The sequence below is a fragment of the Streptomyces sp. BL1 genome (assembly GCF_057628045.1).
The window spans coordinates 863,753-889,573 of record NZ_JBXYWZ010000002.1 but is presented as its reverse complement, the minus strand read 5'-3'; the positions used below and the strand labels follow the sequence as shown (position 1 = coordinate 889,573).

24 protein-coding genes and 1 pseudogene are annotated in these 25,821 nt (G+C 72.0%); 2 read left to right on the top strand and 23 right to left on the bottom strand.

Translation table 11 applies throughout. The features are described 5' to 3' along the window. Positions 1 to 20: 20 nt before the first annotated feature. From AC3AGO_RS04140 to AC3AGO_RS04120, 5 genes are all read right to left on the bottom strand, one after another. The gene (locus tag AC3AGO_RS04140) at positions 21 to 452 is read right to left on the bottom strand and encodes a VOC family protein (protein ID WP_487818730.1); all 432 of its coding nucleotides are present in this window, start codon (positions 450 to 452) and stop codon (positions 21 to 23) included. Between the two features lie 113 nt (positions 453 to 565). Next, positions 566 to 1,789 (bottom strand): glycosyltransferase family 2 protein, encoded by a 1,224-nt coding sequence (locus tag AC3AGO_RS04135; protein ID WP_487818729.1) that lies wholly within the window; start codon positions 1,787 to 1,789, stop codon positions 566 to 568. Next, complete coding sequence (locus AC3AGO_RS04130) at positions 1,776 to 2,051, bottom strand: hypothetical protein (RefSeq protein ID WP_487818728.1); 276 nt, start codon at positions 2,049 to 2,051, stop codon at positions 1,776 to 1,778. Before AC3AGO_RS04130 ends, AC3AGO_RS04135 begins: the two co-directional genes overlap by 14 nt. Before the next feature lie 201 nt (positions 2,052 to 2,252). Further along, positions 2,253 to 2,981, bottom strand: coding sequence for a cation efflux transmembrane domain-containing protein (locus tag AC3AGO_RS04125; RefSeq protein ID WP_487818727.1), 729 nt, complete (start codon positions 2,979 to 2,981; stop codon positions 2,253 to 2,255). Further along, the gene (locus tag AC3AGO_RS04120) at positions 2,981 to 3,316 is read right to left on the bottom strand and encodes an ArsR/SmtB family transcription factor (protein ID WP_487818726.1); all 336 of its coding nucleotides are present in this window, start codon (positions 3,314 to 3,316) and stop codon (positions 2,981 to 2,983) included. Before AC3AGO_RS04120 ends, AC3AGO_RS04125 begins: the two co-directional genes overlap by 1 nt. Before the next feature lie 670 nt (positions 3,317 to 3,986). Between AC3AGO_RS04120 and AC3AGO_RS04115 the strand changes: the two genes are divergently transcribed. Continuing rightward, the gene (locus AC3AGO_RS04115; RefSeq protein WP_487818725.1) at positions 3,987 to 4,145 is read left to right on the top strand and encodes a hypothetical protein; all 159 of its coding nucleotides are present in this window, start codon (positions 3,987 to 3,989) and stop codon (positions 4,143 to 4,145) included. 155 nt (positions 4,146 to 4,300) lie between these two features. On the opposite strand, the gene AC3AGO_RS04110 is transcribed toward AC3AGO_RS04115, so the two are convergent. From AC3AGO_RS04110 to AC3AGO_RS04095, 4 genes and pseudogenes are all read right to left on the bottom strand, one after another. After that, positions 4,301 to 4,891 (bottom strand): DUF4396 domain-containing protein, encoded by a 591-nt coding sequence (locus AC3AGO_RS04110; protein ID WP_487818724.1) that lies wholly within the window; start codon positions 4,889 to 4,891, stop codon positions 4,301 to 4,303. Between the two features lie 230 nt (positions 4,892 to 5,121). Further along, positions 5,122 to 7,641 (bottom strand): MGH1-like glycoside hydrolase domain-containing protein, encoded by a 2,520-nt coding sequence (locus AC3AGO_RS04105; RefSeq protein ID WP_487818723.1) that lies wholly within the window; start codon positions 7,639 to 7,641, stop codon positions 5,122 to 5,124. 565 nt (positions 7,642 to 8,206) lie between these two features. After that, positions 8,207 to 8,362 (bottom strand): annotated as a pseudogene (locus AC3AGO_RS04100) (GNAT family N-acetyltransferase); the annotation flags it as partial. Between the two features lie 62 nt (positions 8,363 to 8,424). Continuing rightward, a complete protein-coding gene (locus AC3AGO_RS04095; protein ID WP_487824923.1) occupies positions 8,425 to 8,970 on the bottom strand; it encodes a hypothetical protein in 546 nt (181 codons plus the stop codon). Between the two features lie 146 nt (positions 8,971 to 9,116). On the opposite strand from AC3AGO_RS04095, the gene AC3AGO_RS04090 reads away from it, so the two are divergent. Next, positions 9,117 to 9,917 carry a maleylpyruvate isomerase family mycothiol-dependent enzyme gene (locus AC3AGO_RS04090; protein WP_487818722.1) on the top strand — a complete coding sequence of 267 codons (801 nt, stop codon included), beginning with the start codon at positions 9,117 to 9,119 and terminating at the stop codon, positions 9,915 to 9,917. A 40-nt stretch (positions 9,918 to 9,957) separates the two neighbouring features. Here AC3AGO_RS04090 and AC3AGO_RS04085 read toward each other — a convergent pair whose 3' ends face one another. The 14 genes from AC3AGO_RS04085 to AC3AGO_RS04020 all read right to left on the bottom strand — a co-directional run bounded on the left by AC3AGO_RS04085 (position 9,958) and on the right by AC3AGO_RS04020 (position 25,743). After that, positions 9,958 to 10,512 (bottom strand): cysteine hydrolase family protein, encoded by a 555-nt coding sequence (locus tag AC3AGO_RS04085; RefSeq protein WP_487818721.1) that lies wholly within the window; start codon positions 10,510 to 10,512, stop codon positions 9,958 to 9,960. 89 nt (positions 10,513 to 10,601) lie between these two features. After that, positions 10,602 to 12,020, bottom strand: coding sequence for an MFS transporter (locus AC3AGO_RS04080; protein WP_487818720.1), 1,419 nt, complete (start codon positions 12,018 to 12,020; stop codon positions 10,602 to 10,604). Continuing rightward, entirely contained in the window at positions 12,013 to 12,459 is a 447-nt protein-coding gene (locus tag AC3AGO_RS04075; protein WP_487818719.1) for a MarR family winged helix-turn-helix transcriptional regulator, read from the bottom strand. Before AC3AGO_RS04075 ends, AC3AGO_RS04080 begins: the two co-directional genes overlap by 8 nt. A gap of 96 nt (positions 12,460 to 12,555) precedes the next feature. After that, a complete protein-coding gene (locus tag AC3AGO_RS04070; protein WP_487818718.1) occupies positions 12,556 to 13,053 on the bottom strand; it encodes a flavin reductase family protein in 498 nt (165 codons plus the stop codon). A gap of 171 nt (positions 13,054 to 13,224) precedes the next feature. Then, positions 13,225 to 14,412, bottom strand: a complete 1,188-nt coding sequence (locus AC3AGO_RS04065) for an LLM class flavin-dependent oxidoreductase (RefSeq protein WP_487818717.1) — start codon at positions 14,410 to 14,412, stop codon at positions 13,225 to 13,227. A 23-nt stretch (positions 14,413 to 14,435) separates the two neighbouring features. Further along, a complete protein-coding gene (locus AC3AGO_RS04060) occupies positions 14,436 to 15,626 on the bottom strand; it encodes an acyl-CoA dehydrogenase family protein (protein WP_487818716.1) in 1,191 nt (396 codons plus the stop codon). Continuing rightward, a complete protein-coding gene (locus tag AC3AGO_RS04055; RefSeq protein WP_487818715.1) occupies positions 15,623 to 17,980 on the bottom strand; it encodes a molybdopterin-dependent oxidoreductase in 2,358 nt (785 codons plus the stop codon). Before AC3AGO_RS04055 ends, AC3AGO_RS04060 begins: the two co-directional genes overlap by 4 nt. Then, positions 17,977 to 19,074, bottom strand: coding sequence for an ABC transporter ATP-binding protein (locus AC3AGO_RS04050; protein WP_487818714.1), 1,098 nt, complete (start codon positions 19,072 to 19,074; stop codon positions 17,977 to 17,979). Before AC3AGO_RS04050 ends, AC3AGO_RS04055 begins: the two co-directional genes overlap by 4 nt. Next, positions 19,071 to 20,150, bottom strand: coding sequence for an ABC transporter ATP-binding protein (locus tag AC3AGO_RS04045; RefSeq protein ID WP_487818713.1), 1,080 nt, complete (start codon positions 20,148 to 20,150; stop codon positions 19,071 to 19,073). Before AC3AGO_RS04045 ends, AC3AGO_RS04050 begins: the two co-directional genes overlap by 4 nt. After that, the gene (locus tag AC3AGO_RS04040) at positions 20,128 to 21,102 is read right to left on the bottom strand and encodes an ABC transporter permease (RefSeq protein WP_487818712.1); all 975 of its coding nucleotides are present in this window, start codon (positions 21,100 to 21,102) and stop codon (positions 20,128 to 20,130) included. The genes AC3AGO_RS04045 and AC3AGO_RS04040 overlap by 23 nt, the downstream gene beginning before the upstream one ends. Then, entirely contained in the window at positions 21,099 to 22,181 is a 1,083-nt protein-coding gene (locus tag AC3AGO_RS04035) for an ABC transporter permease (RefSeq protein WP_487818711.1), read from the bottom strand. The genes AC3AGO_RS04040 and AC3AGO_RS04035 overlap by 4 nt, the downstream gene beginning before the upstream one ends. After that, entirely contained in the window at positions 22,178 to 23,755 is a 1,578-nt protein-coding gene (locus AC3AGO_RS04030; RefSeq protein ID WP_487818710.1) for an ABC transporter substrate-binding protein, read from the bottom strand. Before AC3AGO_RS04030 ends, AC3AGO_RS04035 begins: the two co-directional genes overlap by 4 nt. Before the next feature lie 501 nt (positions 23,756 to 24,256). Next, a complete protein-coding gene (locus AC3AGO_RS04025; RefSeq protein WP_487818709.1) occupies positions 24,257 to 25,270 on the bottom strand; it encodes a DsbA family oxidoreductase in 1,014 nt (337 codons plus the stop codon). A 5-nt stretch (positions 25,271 to 25,275) separates the two neighbouring features. Beyond that, on the bottom strand, positions 25,276 to 25,743 hold the full coding sequence (locus AC3AGO_RS04020) for an RrF2 family transcriptional regulator (protein WP_487818708.1): 468 nt from the start codon (positions 25,741 to 25,743) through the stop codon (positions 25,276 to 25,278). Positions 25,744 to 25,821 lie beyond the last annotated feature (78 nt).

Sequence of the window (25,821 nt, the reverse complement as noted above, 5' to 3'; positions counted from 1 at the left end):
ATGTCAGGTGGCGAAGACCGTCAGGTGGCGAAGACCTGGGTGTCGTCGGCGAAGGCCTTGAACTCCAGGGCGTTGCCTGCCGGGTCGAGCAGGAACATCGTCCACTGCTCGCCGGGCAGACCCTCGAAACGCAGGTAGGGATCGATGACGAACTCCGCCTCCGCCGCGCGCAGTCGGTCGGCCAGCTTGTGGAACTCCGGGACGGTCAGCAGCAGTCCGAAGTGCGGCACGGGTACGTCGTGGCCGTCGACCGGGTTGTGGACCTGCTGCGCGCGGCCGGGCGCCAGGTGCGTCACGAACTGGTGGCCGTGCAGGTTCCAGTCCACCCAGCTCTCCGCGCTGCGGCCCTGCTCCAGGCCGAGGACCTCACCGTAGAAGTGGCGTGCGGCGTCCAAGTCGTCGACCGGTACGGCGAGATGGAAGCGCGGTATGGGGGAGTCGAGCTCGGTCATGCGAGGTGCCCTGCCTTTCCGGAGTCCACTGTCCAGCAGTGTGACGCGTGCGTCCGCGCGGCGGAACAGGGCCCGGCCCTCGCCACGGCGTGACCGCCGCCTCGGCGTCGGGCTCAGGAGGAGCTGCGGGGGAGATCCCAGACGACCCGCTTCTTGCGGGGCCCGCGCAGCAGTCCCGCGGTCTGTGCGCGCAGCGCGGCGAGGGCGTTGATGGTCCAGTACGCGAGCGGGTAGAGCGGCAACAGCAGGCAGGCGTACGGGAGTTTGGGGTCCAGTCTGCGGTCGATGACGGTGGCGACGGCGATCTGCAGCATGGCGATCACCGCGATGCCCACGCCCCACGCCACCATCCAGTGGAACTTGGTGTCCTCGGGGAAGCGGATCCAGTGGACGACGCCGTACACGGTGGAGACCAGCATCGTGAGCACCCACAGATAGGACAGCAGCGCTTCGAGCGGGATGGGCCACAGGGCCGCGTACCGGGGGTGGAGAAGCCTGCGGCCGTGGGTGCGCAGCACCTCGCCCTGCCCGCGGGCCCAGCGGGTGCGTTGTGCCCAGATGCCGCGCACGTTCTGCGGAACCTCCATGCCCACGAGTGCGTGCGGGGTGAAACCGGTGAGGTGACCGGCCTCCAGCAGCCGCCAGGTGAGCTCGATGTCCTCGGTGGCCATGCGCGGGTCGTAGCCGCCGACGGCGAGGACCGCGTCCCGGCGGAACAGGCCGAGCACCCCGGCGACGGTGCCGACCCGGCCCACCAGCCCGTGGATACGGCGCATCAGCCCGATGAGCGAGGCGGTCTCCAGGATCTGCATGGTCGTGATCACGTTGCCGCGGTTGGTGACGCGGGGACTGCCGGCGATCGCCGCGTAGCGGGGCGAGCGCAGGATGCGTGTCACCAGGTGCTGTACGGCTGACGGATGCACGTGGGTGTCGGCGTCGGTGACCAGCACGAGATCGTGCCGGGCGATACGCATACCGTCGTTGAGCCGGTCGGCCTTGCCGAGGTTGGTGCCGTCGTCCAGCACGGTGAGGCGCGGGTCGTCGCCCGCGGCCGCACGGGCGGCCTCCACGGTGCCGTCCCGCGAGCCGTCGTTGAGGATCAGTATCTCGAGGTGCGGGTAGTCCAGCCGGCGCAGGGCCCGCACGCAGCGGGCGATCACCTGCTCCTCGTTGTACGCCGGCACCAGCACGGTCACGCCCGGCCAGCCGCCGGGTGGAGTGACGAGGCGCGGACGCTCCTCGAGCAGCCGGAACAGGGCGCCGCCGACCATCCAGGCGGCGCCGGTCACCACGGGGTAGTAGGCGAGGAACGCGAAGAGGACGTCAACGGGGCGCATGGTGCTCCTCCCCGTGGCTCCGTTCCTCCCTGCGTCTCAGCGCGATCCCGAGCGCCAGGAACAGTGCGAAGACCACCCACGAGACGGCGGTGACGAACAGGAGAGTGCGCAGGATGTAGGTGTGGCCCAGCAGCACGAGGGCCAGCCACAGCGCCGCCGCCCACACGACCGCGCCCAGGAGGAAAGCGGCCGTCCTGAGCCCCGGGGAAGCGGGCCGGGTGGGCTCGAAGATCACTTGATCCGGCTCGCCGCGTCGGGCCATGCCGCTCACCTCGTTCCGGGAAGGCCGTGCCGGTGCGGCCACGGGGACACTCCCGGCCATTGAGGACCGGACTCCTCCCGTACGCATCTTTTCCCGGGGAGTCACCCTCCGTGCGGGCCTCGTCCGCGGCGGACGCCCGGCATCGGCCCCTCGGCGTCGGCCTCGGCTTCGGCGTCAGCCTCGGCTTCGGCGTCGGTGAGGTCAGGCGCAGCAGGTGCAGGCGGGTGCGCAGGTGCCGCACGCGTCCGCTTTCCCGTCCTGAAGCGGAGCCGCGGCCGACGGGGCGGCGGCCGCGGGTGTCGCGCAACAGCCCTTGCCCTGCCAGGCGTTGCGGCCCTCCTTGACGGCGAGCCCGGCGATGACGAGTGCGGCTACCGGGTCGGCCCAGGACCAGCCGAGGGTCGCGTTGGCGACCAGGCCGAGCAGCAGGACAGCGGACAGGTAGGTGCACAGCAGGGTCTGCTGGGAGTCCGATACGGCCGAGGCGGAGCCCAGTTCGCGCCCGGCTCTGCGCTGGGCCGCGGACAGGAACGGCATCACCGCGAGGGAGAGCGCCGCGATGACGATGCCCGGCACGGAGTGACCGGCCTCCCCGGTGCCGGCCAGGGTACGTACCGCGTCGAGGCTCACGTACGCCGCGAGTGCGAAGAAGGAGAAGGCGATGATCCGCAGCGCGGTCTGCTCCCGGGCCTGCCGTACGGCGTGCTCGCGGGCGGAGAACTGCCAGGCGACCGCGGCGGCGGAGGACACCTCGATGACCGAGTCCAGGCCGAAACCGATCAGAGCGGAGGAGGAGGCGAGCGACCCGGCGGTGACGGCGACGGCCGCCTCGATGACGTTGTAGCCGATGGTGGCGAGGACCAACAGCCGTATGCGCCTGGTCAGTACGTCGCGGCGGGCCGGGCCCGGGCTCAGGGACATGGATGCCATCAGCAGCAGCCCTCCGAATCCGCGTCCGGGCAGGTCCTGTCCGACTCGACGGCCACGACCGCGTTGCGGAGGTCGTCGAGGGCATGGCCGAGACGGTCGTCGGCCAGTTCATAGCGCGTACGGCGCCCGACGGGTACGGCGACGACCAGCCCGCAGTCCCGCAGACAGGCCAGATGGTTCGACAGCCGGGTACGGGAGATCCCCAACTCCTCGGCCAGATCGGCCGGATGAGCCGGCGCCTCGCGCAGCGCGAGCAGCAGCCGGCAGCGGATCGGATCGGCGAGCGCGCGCCCGAACCGCGCCAGCACCTCGACATCGGAAGCAACAGTCAGCACGCCACGACAGTACACGCCAAGCTGAATTCAGCGAAACCTGGATCGCGGCGCGCGGGACGGCGCCTCCTCGTCGGCCTGGGGGTGCGCGTCCTCAAGGGCGCCTGGGTGCGCGGAGGTCGCACATGCGATCAGGCGGTCGCGGCGCTGGAGGAAAGCGAGAGATTTTTGAAGGAAACGGACTCACTGTGCATCTCGGTGAAATGCATCCGGCAGGTGCGACTTTGACAGTGAGGGTGCTCCACATTCACGGGTCTCCTTCTGTCGGTATGTGGCGGTCGCGTGCCGGCTCCGGCTCCGCGGCAATCCCTCTGGTGACTACACTGGTGTAGATTGACACTCGGCCGGTGCGAGTGAAAGTGTTGCCCGCTGAAGGCGTTTCTCTGGCCAAGTCGCTTTCAGTGGCCTCTCGCTCGGCACGTTCCACTGCCAGGGCATTGGCGGAGATGGCAGAAACAAGGGGGAAGAATGTGCATGGTCACGACCGGTAGAGGTGTCGGAAAGCGGTCGATTGCCGCACTGGCGCTTCTGCTCGCGACCTTCCTGATGGCGGCTCAGGCGAGCCCGGCGCAGGCGGCAGCGACAAAGAATTTCTGTGCGCCCTAGGAATGCAGTGGATTCCGGTGAGTCCGCCAAGAGGCGGAAAGGCGCGAGTCCCAAGTTCTGTTTTCTGATGGCGGCGCTGTTTGTTCTGCTCGCCGTCTGGGCTGCGGTCGACGATGTCCTCTACATGGCGGCGCTGCTGGTCATTGCGGCGATCTGGGCGATTCAAGGAGTTGCTTCGGTGCGCAAGGCGCGCGGCCGAGGAGGCCGTCCCACGGAGCGCGGGTAGGGATTTCGCCCTGGGGCGTGGGCGCCACGGGCATGGCAACGCGCTGCTGTGGTGCGGAGGTTGTGTCCATTCCGGGTGAAGCGCTCGGCTGGGAGTCCCAGTCGAGCGCTTCATGTGCAGGTGATGGTCCGTCGGGCGCACACGGACGGCCGGGCTCAGTGGTAGGCGTGGACTACCGCGTGGCCCTTGCCGCGGGCGATCAGCCAGCGGTTTACGGGGACGGTGAGGACGAAGGCGACGGCCAGGGCGAACGCGAGGGCTCCCCAGAACAGGAAGCTGGTGAGTCCGGCCTCCATCGCGCCGGGCACGGTGAGCACGACGGCGTTGTCGACGATCTCCATGACCGCGATGGACAGCGTGTCGGCGGCCAGCGCCACCTTCAGCGCCTGCCGCAGCGGAACGTCGGCCTTCAGGACGCCGCGCATCGTCAGTGCGTAGCCGAAGAAGAAGGCCAGGATTACGGCGAGGACGACGGTGGCGCCGGCGGACATGCCGAGCGCGGTGCCGATGACCATGCCCAGGATCTCGCCGATGGCACAGCCGGTCAGGCAGTGCAGCGTCGCCTGCGCGGCGACCCGCCAGGAGGACCCCGCCGCGCCCGCGTGGCCGGCATGCGCGTGGTCGCCGCCTGCCTGGCCGTCATGCGCGTGCCCGTGGCCGGTGTCCTCGTGTCCGGTGTGCGGCGCGTGGCCGTCGGGGCCGGGCTCGTCGTCGTGTGGCGCGGCGTGGTGGCGTGCGTGGTCCATTGCGTCCTCCGTCTGACGTGAACGTGGTGCCTCGTGGTCCGGCCACCAGAACCATATACCCCCGAGGGGTATTCCGAGTGTGGCGCGCGGAGGGGAAAACGCCGAGCTCCCGCCTTCATACGGTCGGGGTGTGAAGGCGGGAGCAGCTCGGGGCGGGGGACGGTCGGCGCGGGAACGGGTGCCGGGGCCGGGGTTCCGGCAGGGGCACGCGGCCCGCGCCGCCTCCACCGTCAGTCGGTCTGCTTCTTCAGCAGAGCCGTGAGGGCGTACACGTTCGCGTAGTTGGAGGGTCCGTTCATGGTGTCCTTGTAGAGCGCGTTGTGCCGGAAGTAGCTCATGTTGACCGCGAGCCGGTCCTGGACGAGTTCGAGGCGGTACGTCCTGCCCTTCTCCAGATGCGCCTTGGCGAACGTCGAGCCCCGTACCGTCTTCCAGCCTCCGGTGTGGGGCATGGCGATGACGTCCTCGGCGACCGTCTCGCCGGTGGCGTCGTCGCGGACGCGCAGCATCTTCATGCCGCCGGTGACGCCCGTGGTCACGTCGCCGCCGACCGACGCGTCGGCCTGCAGCCAGTAGTCACCGGTCGCCTTCGGTGTCAGACGGGCCGCGAGCTTGTCGCCGGGGCCGGTGCCCCAGTTCGCGTAGTACACGCCGTTCTCGTCGCTGCTCTTGTTCCCGCCCGTCGCCTCGAAGTCCTCGGCGGTGACCTTCTGTACGTGCCGGCCGCCGGGCCCCTCGTAACACTGCGGCTTGGCGTGCTGGGAGGTGGTGCCGCTGGAGGTGTACGTCAACCGGACGCTGTAGCAGGGCGAGCCGGAGCCCACCGGCTTCTTGTCGGTCCAGACCGGCCGGGTGCCGCGTACGGGCAGGTCCTCGGCGACGGCCTTGCCGTCGCGCAGTACGTCCATGGTGACCCGGGAGGGCTTCTCCTTGCCGATGTCGGCGGCCAGTTGGAGCCGCCCGCCCGTGCCGTCCGGCTTGATGCCGCGCACCCGCGGCGTGGTGGGCCCGTACAGCGCCTCCTTGTGGGAGGGGTCGACCGGCTTCGGGGCGGGGGTGCTCTTGCCGCGGGGCTCGCCCAGTTCCACGGTGAGGGTGGACGTGCCGTCGCCGAGCATGTCCTCGGTGACCGGCGAACCGGCCGGGACGCGCTTGCCGTTCAGCTTCAGCGCCCGCACCGCGTACGCGCCCTCACCCGTGCGCTCCTGGGGGAGGTCGAGGGCGATGTTCAGCTTGTGGCCGCGATAGTCGACGCCGTTGAGCGCGGCGCGGTCGCTGCCGGGGAAGTGGGCGTCGCGCAACTGCGCCGGCAGGAACGGCTTGACGTGCAGTCCGTCCTCCCGTGCGTCGAGGCCGAAGAGACTCTGCTGCACCATCGACTGCATACCGGCGATGCTCCACAGCTGCCGGTCGGAATTGATCTCGGTCTTGGCGCTGCCGTCCAGGAGGTTGATGTTCTCCTTGTTGGTGCCCAGCAGCGCCCCGCCGCGGATCAGCGAGCGTGCCTGGGTGGTTGCCGCCCCGTCGTTGCCGGTCTTGGCCGCCGCGCGCATCAAGTAGGCCGTGACGAAGGGCCAGATGCCGTTGTTGTGGTACGCCGGGACGCCCTGCTGCTGCGGCCACAGCACGGACGGGCCGTGGGGTGTCTGCGGATAGTTCCGCACTGCCTTGCGCGCCTGGCCGGGCGTCGCCACACCGGTCAGCACGGCCAGTGAAGTGCCCAGCGCGTCATAGCGGTTGACCGGCGCGGGGTCCTTCTCGTTGGCGAGCATCTGGGAGAACTGGCCCTTCTCGGGCAGCCAGAATTTCGTACGGACCGTGGTGAGCAGCGCGTCCGCCCAGCCTCGGTACTTCCCGGCTGCCTGCCGGTCACCGGCCCGGCCGGCGAGACGGGCGGCCGCGTCGAGGGCCGCCCAGTGGGTGACGTTGGTGGACAGCGAGCGGGAGGTCGCGATGGGCGCGACGTCATCCTTCGTCCACTGCGGGTAGCTCTGTTCCCGCCAGTCCAGGAAGGAGTGCTCGCCCTTGTAGAGGCCGTCGCCCCGGTCGAAGACGACCTTGCGGTCGTGCTCGACGGTGTTGCGGATCGCCTCGTACGCCTTGCCGGCGAAGGCCTCACGCTTGCCGTCGGGAAGCCAGTTGAGGATCTCGTCGGCGCCAAGTGCCCAGGTGACTCGGTCTGTTGAGGACGGGTAGCTGCCGCCGGTGCCGGTGTCCTGGATGATCTGCGTGTCCCCGGAGCCGTCACGCCGTTCGCTCAGCTTGAACGCGAGGGTGTTGCGCATCCGTTCGGGATCGGCCGCGGTCAGCCCCAGATCGGCGGAGTAGGCCACATCGCGGGTCCAGACGTACGTCCACGACTTGCCGGTGATGTAGCAGCCGCCCGGGCAGGGCACCGGCTTGCCCTTGTTGTAGGCGTCATCGGTGAGTTGGCTCGCCCGGTTCTGCCGCGCCTCGCTGTGGGCCATGGCGTACAGGCCGTCCATGAGCACCGAACCGGAGCGCAGCGTGGGCGTACCGGCCGCCTCCCGGAAGACGCGCTCCCCGGCGAGCGAGCTGACCAGCTTGTACGTACGCCGGCACTCCTCGTCGACGTCCGTCACCGTCATGGTCGCCTTGCCGGTGGAGTCCTGGAAGCGGCCGGGGTGCTCGGGGACCTCGCAGCCGGTGCCCTTGGTGGATGACGTGGCGGCCACGGGGGCGGCTGACGCCGGGAGTTGAACGGTGGACGCCATGGCTGCCGTCGCCACGAGGAAGACGGTGGCTTTCCAGGCCGGTCTGAGGGATCTGCGCCGCCTGCCCGGCCTGGGGGACGACGCGGCTTGCCGCTGCGCTTGCCTCTGCCTCCGGTGCGGTGAAGTGGGCATGCTGCTCCTCGTATTCGACCTGTGGCTACGGAGTGTGGCTACGGCGTGTGGCGTCGACCGATGTGGCGCGTGGCGTGCGATGTTGCGCGTGGCGTGCGCGGCTCCCGTTCCGGGGTGCCCGTCGCCGAGGGCCGGCGCGCTTCTCCGGGCGGTGTGGCGACGTACGTCGGGCGCTGCGGGGACGGGACGGCCCGCGCGGGAACGGGTCACTCACTGCACAACGGGGCTGGACGTCGGCGGCCGGTCAGGCCGCGGAGCAGCACCGGGTCAAGGCGGTGTTGCCACACTATGACTTCATGTTTCTAAGTCAAGAGAGCGTGCACGACGCACCAAGGGGGATTATCTGCCCTGTGATGTTCATGCTCTGAACGATGAACTTGTCCCATTCGTCCGCTGGTTGAGGGATCGGGCGAGGAAGGAGTACCGGAAATCCGCCGGGCAATGCGCTCTAGGGTGTCGGGGCGTCGCCGTGGAGGGTGAGTACCGCGTACTCGTCCTCGCCGTCCCAGTCCGTTCCCGTACGCCGGAAGCCGTGCTTCTCCAGCAGGCGGACCGAGCCGGTGTTGCCGGCGAAGGGGTCCGCGTACAGGGGGCGGGTCGGGTCCGAGGGGGTGCCGGGGTGGGAGCCTCGGAGCCGGGGGGGGGGGGCGGGCGCCGGCCGGTTCGTCAGTCGGCGGGCCAGAAGCGGAGCAGCCAGCGTTCGACGCCGTGGGCTTCGGGCGCCACCCCTGCCGTGTCCTCCTGTCCCTCGTCGTCTTCTTCCTCTTCCGTCAGCCAGGCTTCGAAGAGTGCGCGGGCCTCGTCGCGGCCGCGGCACCACACTCCCAGGACGTACTCACCCGCCGGTATCGCGATCCGGTGGTCGCCGGCGAGAGCGGACACCCCGGAGACGAGGTACTGCTCGTCGCCGCCCACCGTCAGGCGTTCGGTGAGGGAGAAGTCCCAGTCACCCTCCGGCTCCGGCGGCCGTGCCGCCCACAGCTCGACGTCGGCGTGGGGCTCTCCGTCCTCCAACGCGCTGTGGAAGCGCACGAGTTCGGGGCCGGACCCGACTGTCACCGGTCGCTGTGGAGTGGGCGCAGGGGCGCGGGAGAAGGATCCGGCGTCGGGGTCGGAGAGCTGGAACATGTGACGTTCGACGAAGACGAGCCCGCTGGTTGTGGCCCGCGGCCCGGCAACAGGAGCCGCACCGCTGTGGTCGTCCCGGTTCATGTGCGAGCGGTCCTTTCGCGGAGGAGGGGTGGGGCTTCGGGACCAGTGTGCCGTGCGGGGGTGACAGCGGCCGGGACGCGTACCCCGGCCCGGTACTGCGGGGCGGCGTGGTATCCAAGTCCGGGGCCGGGTGGGAGAGTCCGGGCATGGACTCTGTCTCCCATTTCTGCCGTGAGGTGCGGGCGTTCGAGGATGTGGCGCGTCGGGTGGTGAGGGCCGGTGAGGCACCGTTGGTGCCCTCGTGTCCCGGGTGGGGCTTCGGTGATCTGGTGGTGCACCTGGGCTCCGTGCACCGGTACGTGATCCGGCTGCTGCGCGAGCGGCCGGAGCAGCAGCCGGACCCCTCCGACCTCGGCTTCCTCCAGCTCCCCGTCGACACCGAGGGCTGGCCGCGGCCGGAGGATGCGCCCAACAGGCAGCCGGTGCCCGCCGCCTTGGTGGACTGGTACGCGGACGGGGCCGCCACTCTCGCCGCGCTCTTCGAGAACACCGGCGACGCGGAGGCGATGTGGACGTGGTCGAACGACCGCACCGCCGGATTCTGGAAGCGCATGCAGTCCATCGAGGCGGCCGTGCACCGGTGGGACGCGGAGAACGCCGCGGGGCCGGCACCGCAGCCGGTCGAGGGCGAGTTGGCGGCGGACGCCGTGAGCCAGTCGTTCGAGTTCATGCTGCCCGCGCGCCGGGCGTGGCATCAGGCACCGCCCGGGTCGGGGGAACGCTTCGGCTTCCGGCGTACCGACGGCCCCGAGGCGTGGCGGGTCACCTTCGCGGGGGACGAGGTCCGCTGGGAGGAGGAAGCGGGCCCGTGCGACCTGGAGCTGACCGGCACCGCTTCGGACCTGCTGCTGTTCCTGTGGGGCCGCCTTCCCGCGCACGAGCTGGACGCCGTCAAGGGCGAACAGGCCCTGGTGGAGCGCTACTTCACCCTCGCCCCACCGGTGTGACGGCCGAAGCCCATACGGCCTCCACGTGGAGAAGCGCTGCTCACTCCGCGTCGAGACCGCGCCCCCACTCGTCAATCGTGGCGACCTCCACCCGCCGCGCCAGGACGTCGGTGATGAGGGTGTCGTGCAGCGCGGGGTCGGGGTCGGCGCAGGCGTCGGAGAGGACGGTGACGCGGTAGTCGAGATCGGCGGCCTGCAGGGCGGTGGACAGGGCGATGCCGGCGGTGGAGATGCCGGCCAGGACGAGGTGGCCGATGTCCTGGGCCGCCAGGACCTGTTGGAGGTTGTTGCCGGCGAAGGCGCTGACGCGGTTCTTGTGGATGACGAGCTCGCCGTCGGCGGGGGCGACGTCGGGGTGGATGGCGGCGCCGGGGTCGTCGGCCGTGAAGAGGTGCGGCGGAAGGGCGCCGAAGATCTTGTTGTGGGGGTGCGCGTCAGTGTGCCCCTGACGCAGCTGAAGTGCGATGTGGATGACCGGGATGCCGCCGGTGCGGGCCGTGTTGAGCGCGTGGACGGCGCGGGGTATGTAGTCGTCGGCCATGTGGGCGAGGGTGTTGCTCTGGAGGTCCATGAGCAGCAGTGCGGTACGGGACATGGGCGTGCCTTTCGTGCGTGTGCAGCGCATGAGGTGCTGTACGGGGAAATCGGGGGTCGCGGGTGACAGGAACGGCCCGCCGGGCAGGGCTACTTGGCTGTCTGCGTGCCTGTTGCCGTCGCGCGTCCGAGCGTGCGGTCGAAGACGGTGAGCAGCAGATAGAGCACGCCGGCCCCGAGCATGATCCAGGCGAGGTGATGCATGCCGCCGGTGTCGGCGCTCCGTCCGAAGGACGCGGCGGAGGCGGAGGAGGCGACCATCGAGCCGATGTACGCGAAGGTGCGCAGCAGTCCGGCCGAGGACGCGGTGCGCTCCGGATCGGCTTGGAAGTAGACGGAGTTCTGCAGGGCCAGGTTGTTGAGCCCCTGCGGGACGCCGAAGATCAGGGCGACGAGGAGCAGCATCCACAGCGGGCTGTCCCCGGTGAGCGTCAGGATCACCCCGCAGGCGACGATCTGTCCGGCCGCTCCGACCAGCAGCTTCCCGCGTACGCCCGGGCGCCGTCCGGAGACGACCGAGGCGCCGATCGCCAGCAGGAACATGGGGATCTGCACCAGTCCGGCGTGGAACGGGCTGAGGCCGTAGCCCTCCTCCGACCACTGGCTGAAGCCGTACAGGAAGGCGTACGCGACGACGTAGGCGACGAGCGCGCGCCCGTACGTGGCCAGCAGTGGGGTGTTGCCGCCCAGCACCCGCAGGTCGATGAAGGGGGTCGCGGCCCTCAACTCACGCACCGCGAAGGCCAGTCCCGCAGTGGCGGCGATCACCAGCAGGTACCAGTCGCGCAGGTGCAGGTTCATCAGGAACAGCAGCAGCGAGATCAGCATCGCGGCGAACAGGCCCATGCCGGGCAGGTCGAGCTGCGCGGCCAGGCGCCCGCGCTGAGGAGCCTCGCCCGTACCGGCCGACTTGGGCAGTCGCCACAGCCCCAGCAGTACGGCCGCGACGGCCAGGGGCACGTTCAGCGCGAAGGTGGCGCGCCAGCCGCCCGCCCCGATCAACAGGCCGCCCAGCAGCGGGCCGATGACGGCGATGGTCTGGTTGGCGACGGCCAGCGCTGTCAGTACCCCGCCGGGGCTGTCCCGTCCGGTGCGCCGGGCCTCGCTGCGGACCAGCGCCATCGCGGCCGGATAGCCGGCGCACGTGCCGAACCCGAGCAGGACGCGCGCGGCGATCAGGACACCCAGGTTCGGTGCCAGGGTGCCGACGACGCCGGCGACGCCGACCAGGCCGGTGCTGACGAGGAAGAGCCTGCGCGGTCCGAAGATGTCGATGAGCCGGCCCACGACGGGCTGTCCGAGCGCGGTGGCCAGGTAGAGGGCGGAGACCAGCCACGCGGTCTGCGAGGCCGGCGCACCCAGGGCGTGGCCGATGGGGACGAGCGCGACGGAGATGATCGTCGAGTTGACCGGATTGAGGACCGATCCCAGCATCATGGGCGGCAGCAGCCGCCGGTCGAAGCCCGGCCTGTCCGTCTCGCGCGGGGCGTCTGTCGTCGCCTCAGTCATGGGTCAGCCGCTGCAGTACGGACATGGCGTCGATCACCGTCCGGCGTTCTTCCTCCGTGCACGTGTCCTGCAGCCGGGAGGCGAGCCATTCCTTGCGGGCCTCTCGGCCCTTCTCCACCCGGTGGACGCCCTCCGCGGTGAGCGCGATCAGCAGGCGCCGCCCGTCGTCCGGGTCGGGGCTGCGCTTCACCAGGCCGAGCGTGACCAGCGAGGTGACCGTCGCCGTCATCGACTGGTGCCGCACCCCTTCTGCGGCGGCGAGTTCACTCGCCGTGACGCTGCCCTTCTTGGACAGCCGGGCCAGCGCCGACTCCTGGGTGAGGGTGAGGTCCTCGGCCTCGGAGGCGTTGAGCATGCGGCGGCGCAGCCGGCCGATCGTCGCGCGGATCTCGCGAGACGCCTCGACCGCGGAGGGCGACAGTTCCGGGTTCTCACTCATGCCGCCCACGCTAATTTATACAGCCTCAGCTGTACAACCTGGGCTGTACAGTTTTGACTGTATGAAAGGACGGGGTCACTCACCGGAGCCCGGACCTCACCCCTCGCCCGTGAGGGGCGTGAGGGTGCCGGCGTGGTGGATGAGGGGGGTGGTGTCGGCGGGGCCGCCGCTGTCGATGACCTCGCCGACCACGAGCAGGTGGTCGCCCACCGGGCGGATCTCGTCCGTACGGGCCACCAGCCAGGCGTCGACGTCCCCGAGCAGCGGGACCTCGCGCGGGTCCGGCTCCCAGTCCGTTCCGGCGAAGCGGTCGATGCCGCTGCGCGCGAACCGCTCGGCCACATCGGCCTGTTGAGCGGTGAGGATGTGCGCCGCGAAGTGGTCGGCGCGGGTCACGGCGGGGGCGGAGGAGGCGGAGGCCGACACGTAGAAGGACACCAGCGGGGGCTCGGCGGAGACGGAGGTGAAGGAGGTCGCGGTGAAGCCCGCGGGGCCCGGGACCGTGATCACGGTGACTCCGGAGGCGAGCCGTCGCAGGGTACGGCGCAGCATGTCGGCGCCGGTGGGGGTGGCCGTACGGGAAGGGGACGCCACGGGGAACTCCCAACGTCGGGGCGAGCGGTGAGCGGGATGAGCGGTGAAGCGGGACGGGCGGTGAAGCGGTGCGGCGGTGAGCGGGCGGACGGCGCGAGGTGTTCGGGAGGGCGAGGTGCCCGGGAGGGCCCGGGTCACCTCACGCCGGTCACCTCACGCCTCGCGCGCCCGTCATGGCCGGCCCGCGATGACGGGCGCGGAGGGCACCGAGGGGGTGTGGTCCTGGACCGGCGACTGGCGTTCCCGGTGGGCCAGTTCCTGCCGGACCAGGGGCAGCAGGTGGCGGCCGTAGTCGATGGCGTCGTCCAGCGGGTCGTAGCCGCGGATCAGCAGGGTGGTGACGCCGATGTCGACGTAGTCCAGCAGCGCCTTGGCGACCGTTTCCGGGGTGCCGACCAGCGCGGTGGAGTTGCCGGCCGCGCCGGTGGCGGCGGCGGTCGGGGTCCACAGGGCGCGGTCGTGCAGTTCGCCCTTGGCGGCCGCGGCGAGCAGACGCTGCGAGCCGGTGTTCTCCGGCTGCGAACCGTCCGCTCCGGGGCGGGCGTTGCCCAGCGCCTCGCGCTCGTGGCGGGGTGCGGTGAACGAGCCGCGGGGGCCGGAGGAGCGGATGGTGTCCAGGATGCGGTGGGCGCGTTCCCAGGCCAGTTCCTCGGTGGGGGCGAGGATGGGCCGGAAGGAGACGCTGATGCCGGGCGGTTCGGTGCGCCCGGCCGCCTGCGCCGCCTCGCGGATGGCGGAGATCTGCGCGGCGGTCTCGGCGAGGGGCTCGCCCCACAGGGCGAAGGTGTCCGCGTGCTTGCCGCCGACCCGGTGGGCGGCGGGGGAGGAGCCGCCGAAGTACAGCGGGATACGGGGGTGTTGGGCGGGCCGTACCTCGGAGTGGAAGTCCTCGAAGCGGTAGAAGCGGCCGTCGTGGCTGAAGGGTTCGCGTTCCGTCCAGGCCCGCTTGAGGACGTCGAGGTACTCGTCGGTGCGCGCGTAGCGCTCGTCCTTGTCCAGGTAGTCGCCGTCGCGGCGCTGTTCGGCGTCGCGGCCGCCGCTGATGACGTGCACCGCGATACGGCCGCCGGCGAACTGGTCGAGGGTGGCGAACGTACGGGCGGCCAGCGTGGGGGCGACGAAGCCGGGCCGGTGCGCCACCAGCAGGCCCAACCGGTCCGTACGGGCTGCCACATGGGCCGCGACCTGCGTGCCGTCGGGCGTGGAGGAGCCGTACCCGATCAGTACGCGGTCGAAGCCGCCGTCCTCGTGGGCGCGGGCGAAGCGCAGCGTGTACTCGGGGTCGACGAGGGGGCCGCTGGCGGCGCGGGTCTCCGACACGTCGTGGGTGCCGATCATTCCGATGAACTCGACGGGCATGGTCAGCCTTTCTGCGGTGGGGGTCAGGAGCGGTCGGCGAGGGCTGCGCGGCCGGCGGCGGTGAGGACGCTGTCGTCCTGCGGGGTGTGGACGCGGGAACACAGCACGTCCCGGTAGTGCCGTTGCAGGGAACTGGACTGTGCCAGGCCCTTGTTGCCGGTCAGTGACAGGGCGCTCTCCACGGCGGAGACGGCGGCGCGCGTCCCGTGCACCTTGGCGAGTCCGGCGTGGGCGACGGCCTGTTCGTCGCCGTCGTCGACGCGGCGGGCGAGGCTGTCGACGAGTTCACCGGCGGTGACGATGCTCGCCTCGATCTCGCCGACCGCTTCCTGGAAGCGGGGCAGGGTGGCCAGCGGCGCGCCGAGTGAGCTGGGGGTGCGCTCGTTGAGGAAGCCGGTCAGCCAGTCGCGGGCCGAGGCGGCGACGCCGAGATAGAGCGCGGTGAGGCCGAGGGAGCCCCAGGAGCTGGTGACCGGGTCGCGGGACGGCGCCTCGTCCGGGGTGAACAGTCCGGTGGTGTGCTCGAACGGCACGCGTACGCCGGTGAGTTCCACGTCGTCGCTGCGGCTGGCCCGCAGTCCCAGATGGTCCCAGGTGGGGTGAATGGTGACGCCCGGGGTGGGCTCGGGGGCCCGGGTACGGACGAGGAAGGCGCCCACGCGGGCAGGGTCCTCGTCCGTACGGGCCCACACCAGCATCCAGCGCAGGCCCACCGCGCCGGTCGAGAAGATCTTCCGGCCGGACAGCAGCCATCCGTCGCCGTCGCGCCGCGCGGTGGTGGCGGGCAGCCCGCCACGGGCCGGAGAGCCCAACTCCGGCTCCACACGCAGCGCGTTGAGCAGGACGGGCCGCTCCCGCGCTTCGGCGACGACGTCCGCGTACACCTCCTCGGGCCAGTGTGCGAGGCGGGCCTGCGCCGCGTGCGTGAACAGCGTCATCGCGGTGACGAGCGCGACGGCGGGGTCACCGGCGCCCAGGGCGCGCAGGATGCGCACGGTGTCGGCGAGTCCCGCGCCGGGGCCGCCGTGCCGGCTGCCGACGGTCGCGGTGAGCAGCCCGGCCTGCTGGACGGCGGCGAAGCCCTCGTACGGGAAGGAGCCGTCCCGGTCGTGCGCGGGAGCGTGTTCGGCGAGCGCGGCGGTGACCGCGTCCAGCCCGGCGAGGTCGGGCCCGGCGAGCAGCGGCGTGCCGGAGGGGGTGTCGGTCAGCGTCACAGTGCTGCTCCTTCCGTGCGGTGGTGCGAACTGGCGCCTGCACTCGCGTGATCGCGGTCGAGCAGCGTCGGGGGCCGGTGGACGGTCAGCGGCGGTACGGGGCCCGTCCAGCGTTCGGCCTCGACCAGGGCGTGCTGTCCGGCGCAGCCCTGGGAGAGGCGGGAGGTGGGGATGTCGGGGGTGAGCGCGTTGGGGTTGCCGTGTACGCAGAGCACGCGGCCGTCGTCCTGCGGGAGCGGGTCGTACCAGGCGCCGGTGGCCAGCCGTACGACCCGCGGCCGTACCGCGTCGGTGACGACAGCACCGGCGAGGCAGGCGCCGCGGTCGTTGAACAGCCGCACCACATCGCCTTCTTGGATGCCGCGGGCCGCGGCGTCCTCGGGGTGCAGCCAGACCGGTTCGCGCCCGTTGACCTTGCCGTCGCGGCTGGCGCGGCCGACGTCGAGCTGGCTGTGCAGCCGGTTCTCGGGCTGATTGGCGATCAGGTGCAGCGGGTGCCGTACGGCGGCCTCGTTGCCCAGCCACTCGCTCGGCTCCCGCCACACCGGGTGGCCGGGGCAGTCGTCGTGGCCGAATCCGGCGATGGCGGGGGAGGTCAGCTCGATGCGGCCGCTCGGGGTGGACAGGGGATGCGCTGCGGGATCGGCGCGGAAGGAGTCGAAGAGCGTGAAGTGCTCCGGGCCGGGCGGCAGGGTGAGGCCGCCGTCGGACCGGAACGTGTCGAAGTCCGGCAGCCGGTGCCCGGCCTCGGTGAGGGGCGTGCGCCATTCCTCGTAGAGGTGGCGCAGCCACTGGCGGGCGGTGCGGCCCTCGGTGAACTCCTCGTCCGTGCCCAGGCGTTCGGCGAGCGCGGTGAAGACGGCGTAGTCGTCGCGGGCCTCGCCGACCGGGGCCAGCGCCTGGTGCATGGCGATCAGGTGGGTGTCGCGGCGGCCGCCGCCGATGTCCTCGCGCTCCTGCCCGGTGGTCGTGGGCAGCACGATGTCGGCGTGCCGCGCTGTGGCCGTCCAGTGCGGCTCGTGCACGATCACGGTGTCCGGGCGGCCGAAGGCGCGGCGCAGCCGCCCCAGGTCCTGATGGTGGTGGAAGGGGTTGCCGCCGGCCCAGTGGACGAGGCGGATGTCGGGATAGGTGTACCGGGCGCCGTCGTAGTCGAACTCCTCGCCGGGATGCAGCAGCAGGTCGGCGATGCGGGCGCAGGGGATGAACGAGGCGACAGCGTTGCGGCCCTGCGGCAGGGTGGGCAGCCTCAACTGCGGCCCGGTGTCGCCCACATCGCCCATCGACCCGTAGCCGTGCCCGAACCCGCCGCCGGGCAGGCCGATCTGGCCCAGCATCGCGGCCAGCGCCAGCCCCGCCCACACCGGCTGCTCCCCGTACGGGGTGCGCTGGAGTGACCACGTGACAGTCACGAGGGTGCGCGACCGGGCCATACGGCGGGCCAGCCGGCGGATCTCCGCGGCGGAAATGCCGCACAGCGGCGCGGCCCACTCGGCGTCCTTCGGCACCCCGTCGCCCTCGCCGCGCAGATAGCCGGCGAAGGGCGCGAAGCCGCTGGTGCAGCGTTCCAGAAAGGCGCGGTCGTGCAGATCCTCGGCCAGCAGCGTGTGGGCCAGGGCCAGCATGAGTGCCGTGTCGCTGCCCGGGACGACGGGATACCAGCGGCTGTTCAGCCCCTCGGGCGCGTCACTGCGCAACGGGCTGATCAGGGCGACGCGGGTGCCGCGGGCGGCGAGTTCGTCCAGAGCAGTGGTGCTCGCGTGCCGGGTGACGCCACCGGGGGTGACGGACAGATTCTTGGACGGCAGCCCGCCGAAGGCCACGATCAGCTCGGTGTGCTCGATGATCGTCGGCCATGACGAGGCCGAGCGCAGCACGGCGTCACGGTCTCCGACCAGGTGCGGCAGCAGGACGAAGGAGGCGGCCAGGCTGTAGGTGTCACGGTGGGAGGTGTAGCCGCCGAGCGTGTTGAGGAAACGGTGGATCTGGCTCTGCGGGTGATGGAAGCGGCCGGCGCCGCCCCATCCGTAGGAGCCGCCGAACACCGCCTGCATACCGTGCTGTTCGCGCACCCGCGCCAGTTCGGCCGCCACCAGGTCCAGTGCCTCGTCCCAGCCGACCTCCACGAACGGCTCCTCGCCGCGCCGCGTCGAGGGCCCGGGCCCGTGGTCGAGCCAGCCGCGCCGCACCGCGGGCCGGTGCACCCGCGTGGGGTGCCGCAGCCCGTCGGCCACATTGCCCAACAGCGGGGAGGGCGCGCCGTCTTCGGGGTGCGGGACGGTCTCGATACGGCCGTCCTCGTGCACCCGGACCCCGAAAGCGCCCCAGTGCGAGGAGGTGGGGACGACCGTCACGAGGCCGCGCCTTCCCGGCCGGGCGCGGACGCCGGTCCCGTACGTACGGCATCGTGACGGTCCAGTGTGGCGCGCCAGCCCGGCGCGTGGTGGCAGGCGATGGTCCGTACGCCGGCGTCGGCCGCCTCGGCCTCGTGCGCGTGGGCCGACGGCGCCGTACGGCAGTCCGCGGTCACGAACGGGCAGCGGGCCGCGAACACGCACCCCTCCACGCCCGCCCACTGCGGCGCCGCCGCGGTGGGACGCAACCGGTCGGCGTGCGGCCCTTCCCCGGCCTTGACGCGCGGCGCGGACGCGAGCAGGAGGCCGGTGTAGGGGTGCAGGGGCTGCTCGAAGACCTCGCGTACGGGGCCCTGTTCCACGAGCCGGCCGCGGTAGAGGACGGCGACCCGGTCGGCGATGCCGGCCAGGGAGCTCAGGTCGTGCGAGATGATGACGACGGCCATGTCCCGTTCCCGGCGCAGCCGTTCGAGCAGGGCCAGGACGCGGTTGCGGTTGGAGGCGTCCAGGGCGCTGACCGGTTCGTCGGCGATCAGCAGCCGGGGCCGGGTGACGATGGCGCGGGCCAGCAGCGCGCGTTGGCGCTGACCGCCGGAGATGCCGCCCGGCAGCCGGGCGCCGAGCGCCGGGTCCAGGCCGACCGTGTGCAGCGCCTCGTCGACCCGTTCCGCGACCTCCGCGGCATCGAGTCCGCCGGCGATCTCCAGGGGCTCGGCGACGCTCTGGCGGACCGTCAGCTCCGGGTCAAGGGCGCGCAGCGGATCCTGGAAGGCGTACTGGAGCTGCCCGGAGCGGCGGAACTCCCGCAGCGCGCGGCCCTTCAGCCCGTTCAACTGCCGTCCGCCGAAGGTGATCCGCCCGCTGCGCGGCGCGGTGAGGCCCACCGCCGTACGGGCCAGGGTGGTTTTGCCCGAGCCGGTCTCGCCGATGACGCCGAGGATCTCGCCCGGCCGTACGTCCAGGTCGACGCCGTCCAGGACGGGCGCCGCACGGCGGCCGAAGGCGACGGTCAGGCCGCGTATCTCCAGCAGTGTGCCGGTGTACGCGCCGGCTGCGGGGGAAGCGGCCTGCGCGGTCAGGGTGTCGGTGCTCATGCCGCCACCTCCGCTTCCCGTACGGAGGGTGTGCCGGCCAGGTCCAGCTCGCCGGCACGCAGGCAGCGCACCCGGTGTCCGTCCTCGCGCTCCTGCCAGGGCACGGGCTGCTCGCTGCAGGCGGCGGTGGCGAAGGCGCAGCGGTCGGCGAAGCGGCAGCCGGGCAGGTCGGCGCCGGCCTCCGGAGGGGCGCCGGGGATGACGTCCAGGTCGCGGCGGGACCAGTCGCCGACCGAGGCGACGCGCAACAGCGCCTCGGTATAGGGGTGTTGAGGGTTGTGCAGAACCTCGGCCGCGGGGCCGTCCTCGACCAGTTCCCCGGCGTAGCAGACCAGGATGCGGTCGCAGACCTGCGCGACGACGGCGAGGTCGTGCGTGACCAGCAGCAGTGCCAGGTCGTGTTCGGCCCGCATACGGGCGAGCAGGTCGAGGACCTCGGCCTGGACGACGACATCGAGCGCGGTGGTCGCCTCGTCGGCGACGAGCAGGTCGGGTTCGCAGGCGAGGGCGACGGCGATCAGGACGCGCTGGAGCATGCCGCCGGAGAGTTCGTGCGGGTAGCGGTGGTAGACGTCGGCGGGCCGGTGCAGGCCGACGGCGTCGAAGAGTTCCACGGCGCGTGCTGCCGCGTGTTTGCGGTCCAGGCCGAGTTTGCGGCGCAGCGGCTCGGAGAGCTGGCGGCCGACGGTGAGCGAGGGGTTGAGGTAGGAGGCGGGGTCCTGGAAGACGGCGCCCAGCCGGGTGCCGCGTACCCGGTCCCACTCGCGGCGGTCCAGCCGCGTCAACTCCTCCTCGCCCAGGGCGATCCGGCCCTCGGAGACGGCGCATCCCGCGGGCAGCAGGCCGAGGACGGAGCGGCAGATGAGGGTCTTGCCGCTGCCGGACTCGCCGACCAGGCCCACGGATTCACCCCGCCGTACGGTGAAGCCGACGTCCCGTACGGCGCGGGCACGTCCCGCGGCGACGGTCACGTCGAGGCCCTCGACGTGCAGCACCGGCTCCGCGGCGTCGTGGCCGGCGGCCGGGGCGGTCGGGTCGGTGGGGGCGGGAGTGTCAGGAGAGGGGGAGTGCGGCATCGGCTGCACGCTCCTTGCTGCTGTGGTCGTTGCCGGGGGAGTCCGTCGTCGGGGTGTCCGTCGTCGGGGTGTCCGCCGAGGGAGTGGCCGGTGAGGGTGGTGAGGCAGCGGCGGGCCGGGCGGGCCCGTCCGCGGCCGGGTCCGACGAGGCGTCACGGACCGCGTCGGCCAGCAGGTTGAGCGCCCCGGTGGTGAGCACGATCAGCGCGGCGGGGAAGAGCGGCGCCCAGGGCTGGATGGCGAGGAAGCCCAGGTCGGTGGCGAGCATGCCGCCCCAGGTCGCGGCGGGCGGCTGGACACCCACGCCGAGGAACGTCAGCGAGGACACCACCAGCAGGCACGTCGCCAGGGCCTGCGCCGCGGTGACCACCAGGGTCGGCAGGATCTTGGAGACGATGTGGGTGCGCAGCACCCGGGAGACGGGGGCGCCGAACAGCTCGGCCGACTCCACGTACTGGGCGTGCCGCAGACCGAGCGCCGCGGCACGGGTCATGCGGAAGAACAGCGGCGAGTAGAGCACGCCCAGGGCGAGCATCGCCTGGTGCATGCCGTTGCCCAGGGCGCCGACGACGGCGATGGCGAAGATGGTGAACGGCAGGGTCATCAGCGCGTCGGCGGCCCGCTGCGCGAACCACTCGACGGTACGGCCCAGCCACAGCGACGCCAGCCCCGGAACCGTGCCCACGACCAGGGCCGCGGCCACCGCCTCCACGGCGCCGAACACGGAGCGTCCGGTGCCCTCCAGCAGCCGGCTGAGTACGTCGCGGCCCAGGTAGTCGGTGCCCAACAGGTGGGCGGTGCCGGGGGATTGGAGCATGGCGCGCGGCTGCTGGGCGAGCGGGTCGTGCGGGGCCAGCCAGGGGCCGAGGACGGCGAGCAGGGTCACCGCCAGCAGCACCAGGACGGCGGCCTTGGCGGCGCGGGTACGCCAGGCCAGTCGCAGGGGCCTCATGCGCCCACTCCCTTCCCGGAGCCGGAGCCGGATTCCGTGCCGCTGTCGCGCCGCTGGGCCGCGGGGTTGAGGGCGAGCAGCAGGGCGTTGACGGCGATGTTGACGACCAGCACCACGGCGATGGTCACCAGCAACGTGCCCTGGATGACGGGGATGTCGTGCTGTTCGGCGGATTGCAGGGCGAGTTGGGCCAGCCCCGGCAGGGCGAAGATCTGCTGGGTGACGACGGCGCCGCCCAGCAGCATCGGCACGCTCATGCCCAGCGCGGTCAGTGCGGGACCCGCGGCGTTGCGCAGCGCGTGCCCGAACAGGACGCGGCGCGCCGGCAGTCCGCGCATCACCGCGCCGGTCACGAAGTTCTCCTGGAGCGTGCCGACCAGGGAAGTACGCAGCTGGCGGGCGATGTTCGCGGCGGCCTCCAGACTCAACGCCGCCGCGGGCATGATCGTGTAGCTGAGCCACTGGAGCGGATCGGTGTCCAGCGGTACGTAGCCGCCGGCCGGCAGCAGTCCCAGCTTCAGCGAGAAGATGGTGACCAGCACGATGGCGACCACGAAGCCGGGCAGCGTACCGAGCAGGGTGCAGGCCGCGGTGACCGTACGGTCCAGCCGGCTTCCCGGACGAAGGGCGGCCGCGATGCCGGCGGCACCGCCCAGCAGCACCGCGAGCAGCAACGCCAGCCCGGCGATGGACAGATCGACCGGTACGGCCTGCGCGATGCTGTCCGAGACCGGCAGCGTGGTGAACCAGGAGCGGCCCAGATCGCCGGTCAGCGCATGCCCCAGCCAGGACAGGTACTGCACGATCAGCGGCCGGTCCAGGCCGAATTGATGGTTCATCCGGGCGATGTCGGCCGGGGTGGCCGTCTCGCCGAGGACCGCGGCCGCCGGGTTCGCGCCGGAGAGGGCACCGAGGCCGAAGGTGAGCGCCGAGGAGAGCAGGAAGACCGTGGCCGCGGTGGTCAGGACCCGCCCGAAAGAACGCGGAGCGCGAGCCAGGCGCCGGGCGCTCCAACGCGGCGCGGGAACAAGGGCGTTGGCGGCGGGCTCGTGCCGTACGGGGGAGGGGGCGGTGGTCATGCGGCCCGCACCCCCTCGAAGCGCTGTACGGCCGGCAGATGCGGGATGGCGGAGACGCCGGGGTGCCGGGCGAGGGCGCGCGGCACGGTGTAGAGGAAGACATTGGGCATGCTGCGTACGGCCACGCCGACGGCCTCGCGCAGCAGCTGCGGATAGCGGGGCGAGTCGACGGGGGTCTTGCGCACCGTTCGCACAGCGGCCTCCAGCTGCGGCGTGGTGCGCCGGCCCGGGTTCATCAACCCCTCCTTGCCGAAGAGGACTTGGAGGGCCTGGACGGCCGACTCCCGTCCGGCGAACTGGTCGATGTGCAGGGCGCGCGAGTGCTGCACATACACCAGCTCGCTGGCGCGGGCCTCGGGAATGACCTCGATACGGGTACGGAAGCCGACGTCCTCCAGCTGCGCCTGGAGCTGCTCGGGGACGCCCTCGGCCTCCTGTGTGGTGATGGTCAGCTCGACCCCGTCGCCCTTGCCGGCCTTCTTCAGCAGCCGCCGGGCCCGGTCGGGGTCGTGGTGGTAGGCGTCCTGCAGCTTCGGGTCGAAGCCGGCGTAGCCGGGCGGGAAGGGCTGAAGGTTGACGGCGCCGTGCCCGAACTGTTCGGCCTCCAGCAGCGCCTGGCGGTTGACCGCGTACTTCAGGGCCTCGGCGACGTCCGGGTCGTCGAACGGCTTCATGCCGGTGTTGACGTCCAGGACGCGCACCACCATGGAGGGGATGAGCTGCACCTTCAGCCCGGCCTTGCGGGCGGCGGCGACCTGACTGAAGGGAATCTGGGCGACGTTGAGCCGCCCGGACTGCAGCGAGGCGAGCGCGGTGGTCTCATCGGGCTCCGGATACGCCTCGAACCGGTCGACCTTGATCTGGTCCGCGTTCCAGTAGTCCGGGTCGCGGCGCAGGGAGGCCATGGAGTTCTGGGCGTACGAGAGCAGTCGGAAGGGGCCGTGCCCGACGGGCCTGGTGGCCAGCGCGTCCTCGTTCTTCTCGAAGGCGGCCGGGCTGACCACCATGCCGGTCTTGCCCGCCAGCAGGGTGGGCAACTGGTAGTCGGTCTCGGTCAGTTCGAGCACGACGGTGTGCGCGTCGGGGGCGCGGACCGTGCCGATGCTCGTCAACTGCGAGGAGATCAGCGACTTGGGGTGCTCGATGCCGCGCTCCAGGCTCTTCTTCACCGCCTGCGCGTCGATGCGGGTGCCGTCGGAGAAGCGCAGCCCGCGGCGCAGGGTGAAGGTGAGGGTGCGGCCGTCGTGCGCGTAGTGCCAGGAAGAGGCCAGCGCGGGGGCGGCGTTGCCGTCGGCGTCGAGCTGCGTGAGCCCGGAGTAGACCAGCGAGAGCAGGTGGACGTCCCAGCCCTTGGAGGAGAAGACCGGGTCCCAGGACGAGGGCAGGTCCCAGCCCCAGCGCAGGGTGGACGCGCCGCCGGAGACCGAGGTGGTGGCGACGCCGCCGCAGGCGGACAGCAGCAGCGAGGCGCCGGCGCCCAGCCCCAGCCCGAGCACGGAACGGCGGGCGGGTTTCTCGACAGAGGGGTAGCGGGCCGGAGTTGGCGGGGGTGGGAGCGGCGCGGGGGCGCTCATCGTGAACGTCGCCTTTCGTGGAGTCATCGCCCCGCACAGCGCGCGGTGGTGAAGCCCGCGCCCGGCGGATGACGTGGCGACGCGGCAGGACGCGGCACTGCGGAGGCACGGAACGTGCCCCGTGGTGCCGGGCCCGTGTGCCGGTGCGGTGACACCCATGGGCAGACGGGCGGCGCGACGGCAGAACGTACGGTCTGCCGTGACGGCCGTGGAGGCGAAGGGGAGGGGAGGCGCAAACCATCGCGCCGGACGGGCCGTCCCTTGAGGTCAGGGGGCCGTGCGGGCGCGGGAGAGGGCGGCGTTCAGTGACAGAGCGCGCTGCAGGTGCGCCGGAAGTCCACGTAGCGGCACACCACACCGGGGTGCGTCGGAATCATGCGTTCATACTGGCGTGCCGCACGCCCCACGTCAATGGACACCTTTTGGTGTCTCATTGGCCAAGACGTCGGCCACCTGGGGTTTCCCATGGGGCGGGGTGGCCGGGGCGGTGGTGACGGGTCGTCAATGTCCGTGCAGCGGGGGATGGTTACGGGCCTTGGCCTCGGCCGGATGCAGCCACAGCGGCCCGTTGCCGGTCCCGACCCGTACGGCTTCCGCGGGCAGTCCGGCCCCGCCCGCCAGCAGCTCCCACTCCGGGCCCGTCACACTCGCGTACCGCGCCAGCACCTCGTCCGGGGCCTCCGGTGTGAACGGGGGCAGGGGCGCGTGCTCGGGTGCCACCGTACGGAAGGCCTCCTCGTACGCCTCCGGCTCGCGCCAGCCCGCGACGACCGCGCTGCCGGCGGGCCCGTGGAAGACCAGCGTCGGCAGCGAGTAACGCACCTGCTCCTCCAGCTCCTTGACGCCCGCGCCGTGCGGGCCCGGACTGTGGAGGGAGTACGCCTGGGGGAGCGGAGTACGCGTCTCGCGCCAGTCGCGGCGTACGGCCTCGCGGGTGGCCGGGTGCGCGGCATCGGTGCGCAGGCGTGCCGTGTCCAGCCCCGGCAGTCCGTCGAGCGCGGCCAGCGCGCGCTCGGGGGTGTCGGCCGGCTCGCCCAGGACGAACGTGGTCTCGCGCAGCCGCCGCAGCACCCGTTCGGCCACGCCCGGGCCTTGCCGCTCGGCCGCCTTCACCGCCTGTGAGGCGGGCCAGCTGGAGGCCGCGACCCATCGCAGCCGCGCGGGAAAGGGGGCGCGGGTGTGCCGCGCCGTGCGGGCGATGTAGTCGGCGAACCAGGCGGCCTCCGCCGCCGGATCGGGAGCGGGGTCGTCGTCCTCGTCGAAGAGGATGCCGCACACGCGCCGCCAGACCACCGCGTCCCCCGCCGCCCGCGCACGGGCACGCAACACGCGGAAGGCGGGCTCCGAACCCCACGCCCACGGACACGCCGGATCGGTGAACTCCACGATCTCGACGGAGGCCGGGGTCTCTGCGGCGGCGGCCGCGGCCGGCCGGTTGCCGGCCTCGGTGTGTGCGGCCGCCCGGGTGTCGCTCTCGGCACGTGCGGCGTCCGCGGCGCCGTCGTCGCTGCGCACCGTGCTCAACTCGCCGTGGCCGCAGCGGCGTTGAGCGGCCGGCTCCCTGCCGCGCTGACAGGCGCGCCCGCCGCGGCGTCCCGTACGAGGTCGCTCAGCGCGGTGCGGTCCAGCAGATCCCGTACGTAGCTCTCCACGTCCCGCCACACGCCCGGCAGCCGGGCGGCCGCACCGGGATAGTCCAGGGCGCCCAGCGGTTCGCCGCGCAGTGTCAGCAACTCCCCGTCCACGGCGGCGACCACCTCGGCGAGGGAGATGGCGGCCGGCTCGCGGGCCAGCCAGTAGCCGCCCTCGCAGCCGCGTTGACTGCGGACGAGCCCCGCCTGGCGCAGATCGCGGAAGACGGACTTGAGGAAACGGAACGGAATGTCCTGGGACGTGGCAATCGCTTCGCAGGTCAGCGGACGTGCCGCGTCCGCCGCCAGCTCCGCCAGCGCCCGGACCGCGTAGTCCGCCTTCGCCGAGATCTGCATGCCCTCCATTATTGCCACGCCACGCGCCCCGCTGCGGCGCGGGTGGCCGAACACCCGCCACGGAAGCGGGTATTACCG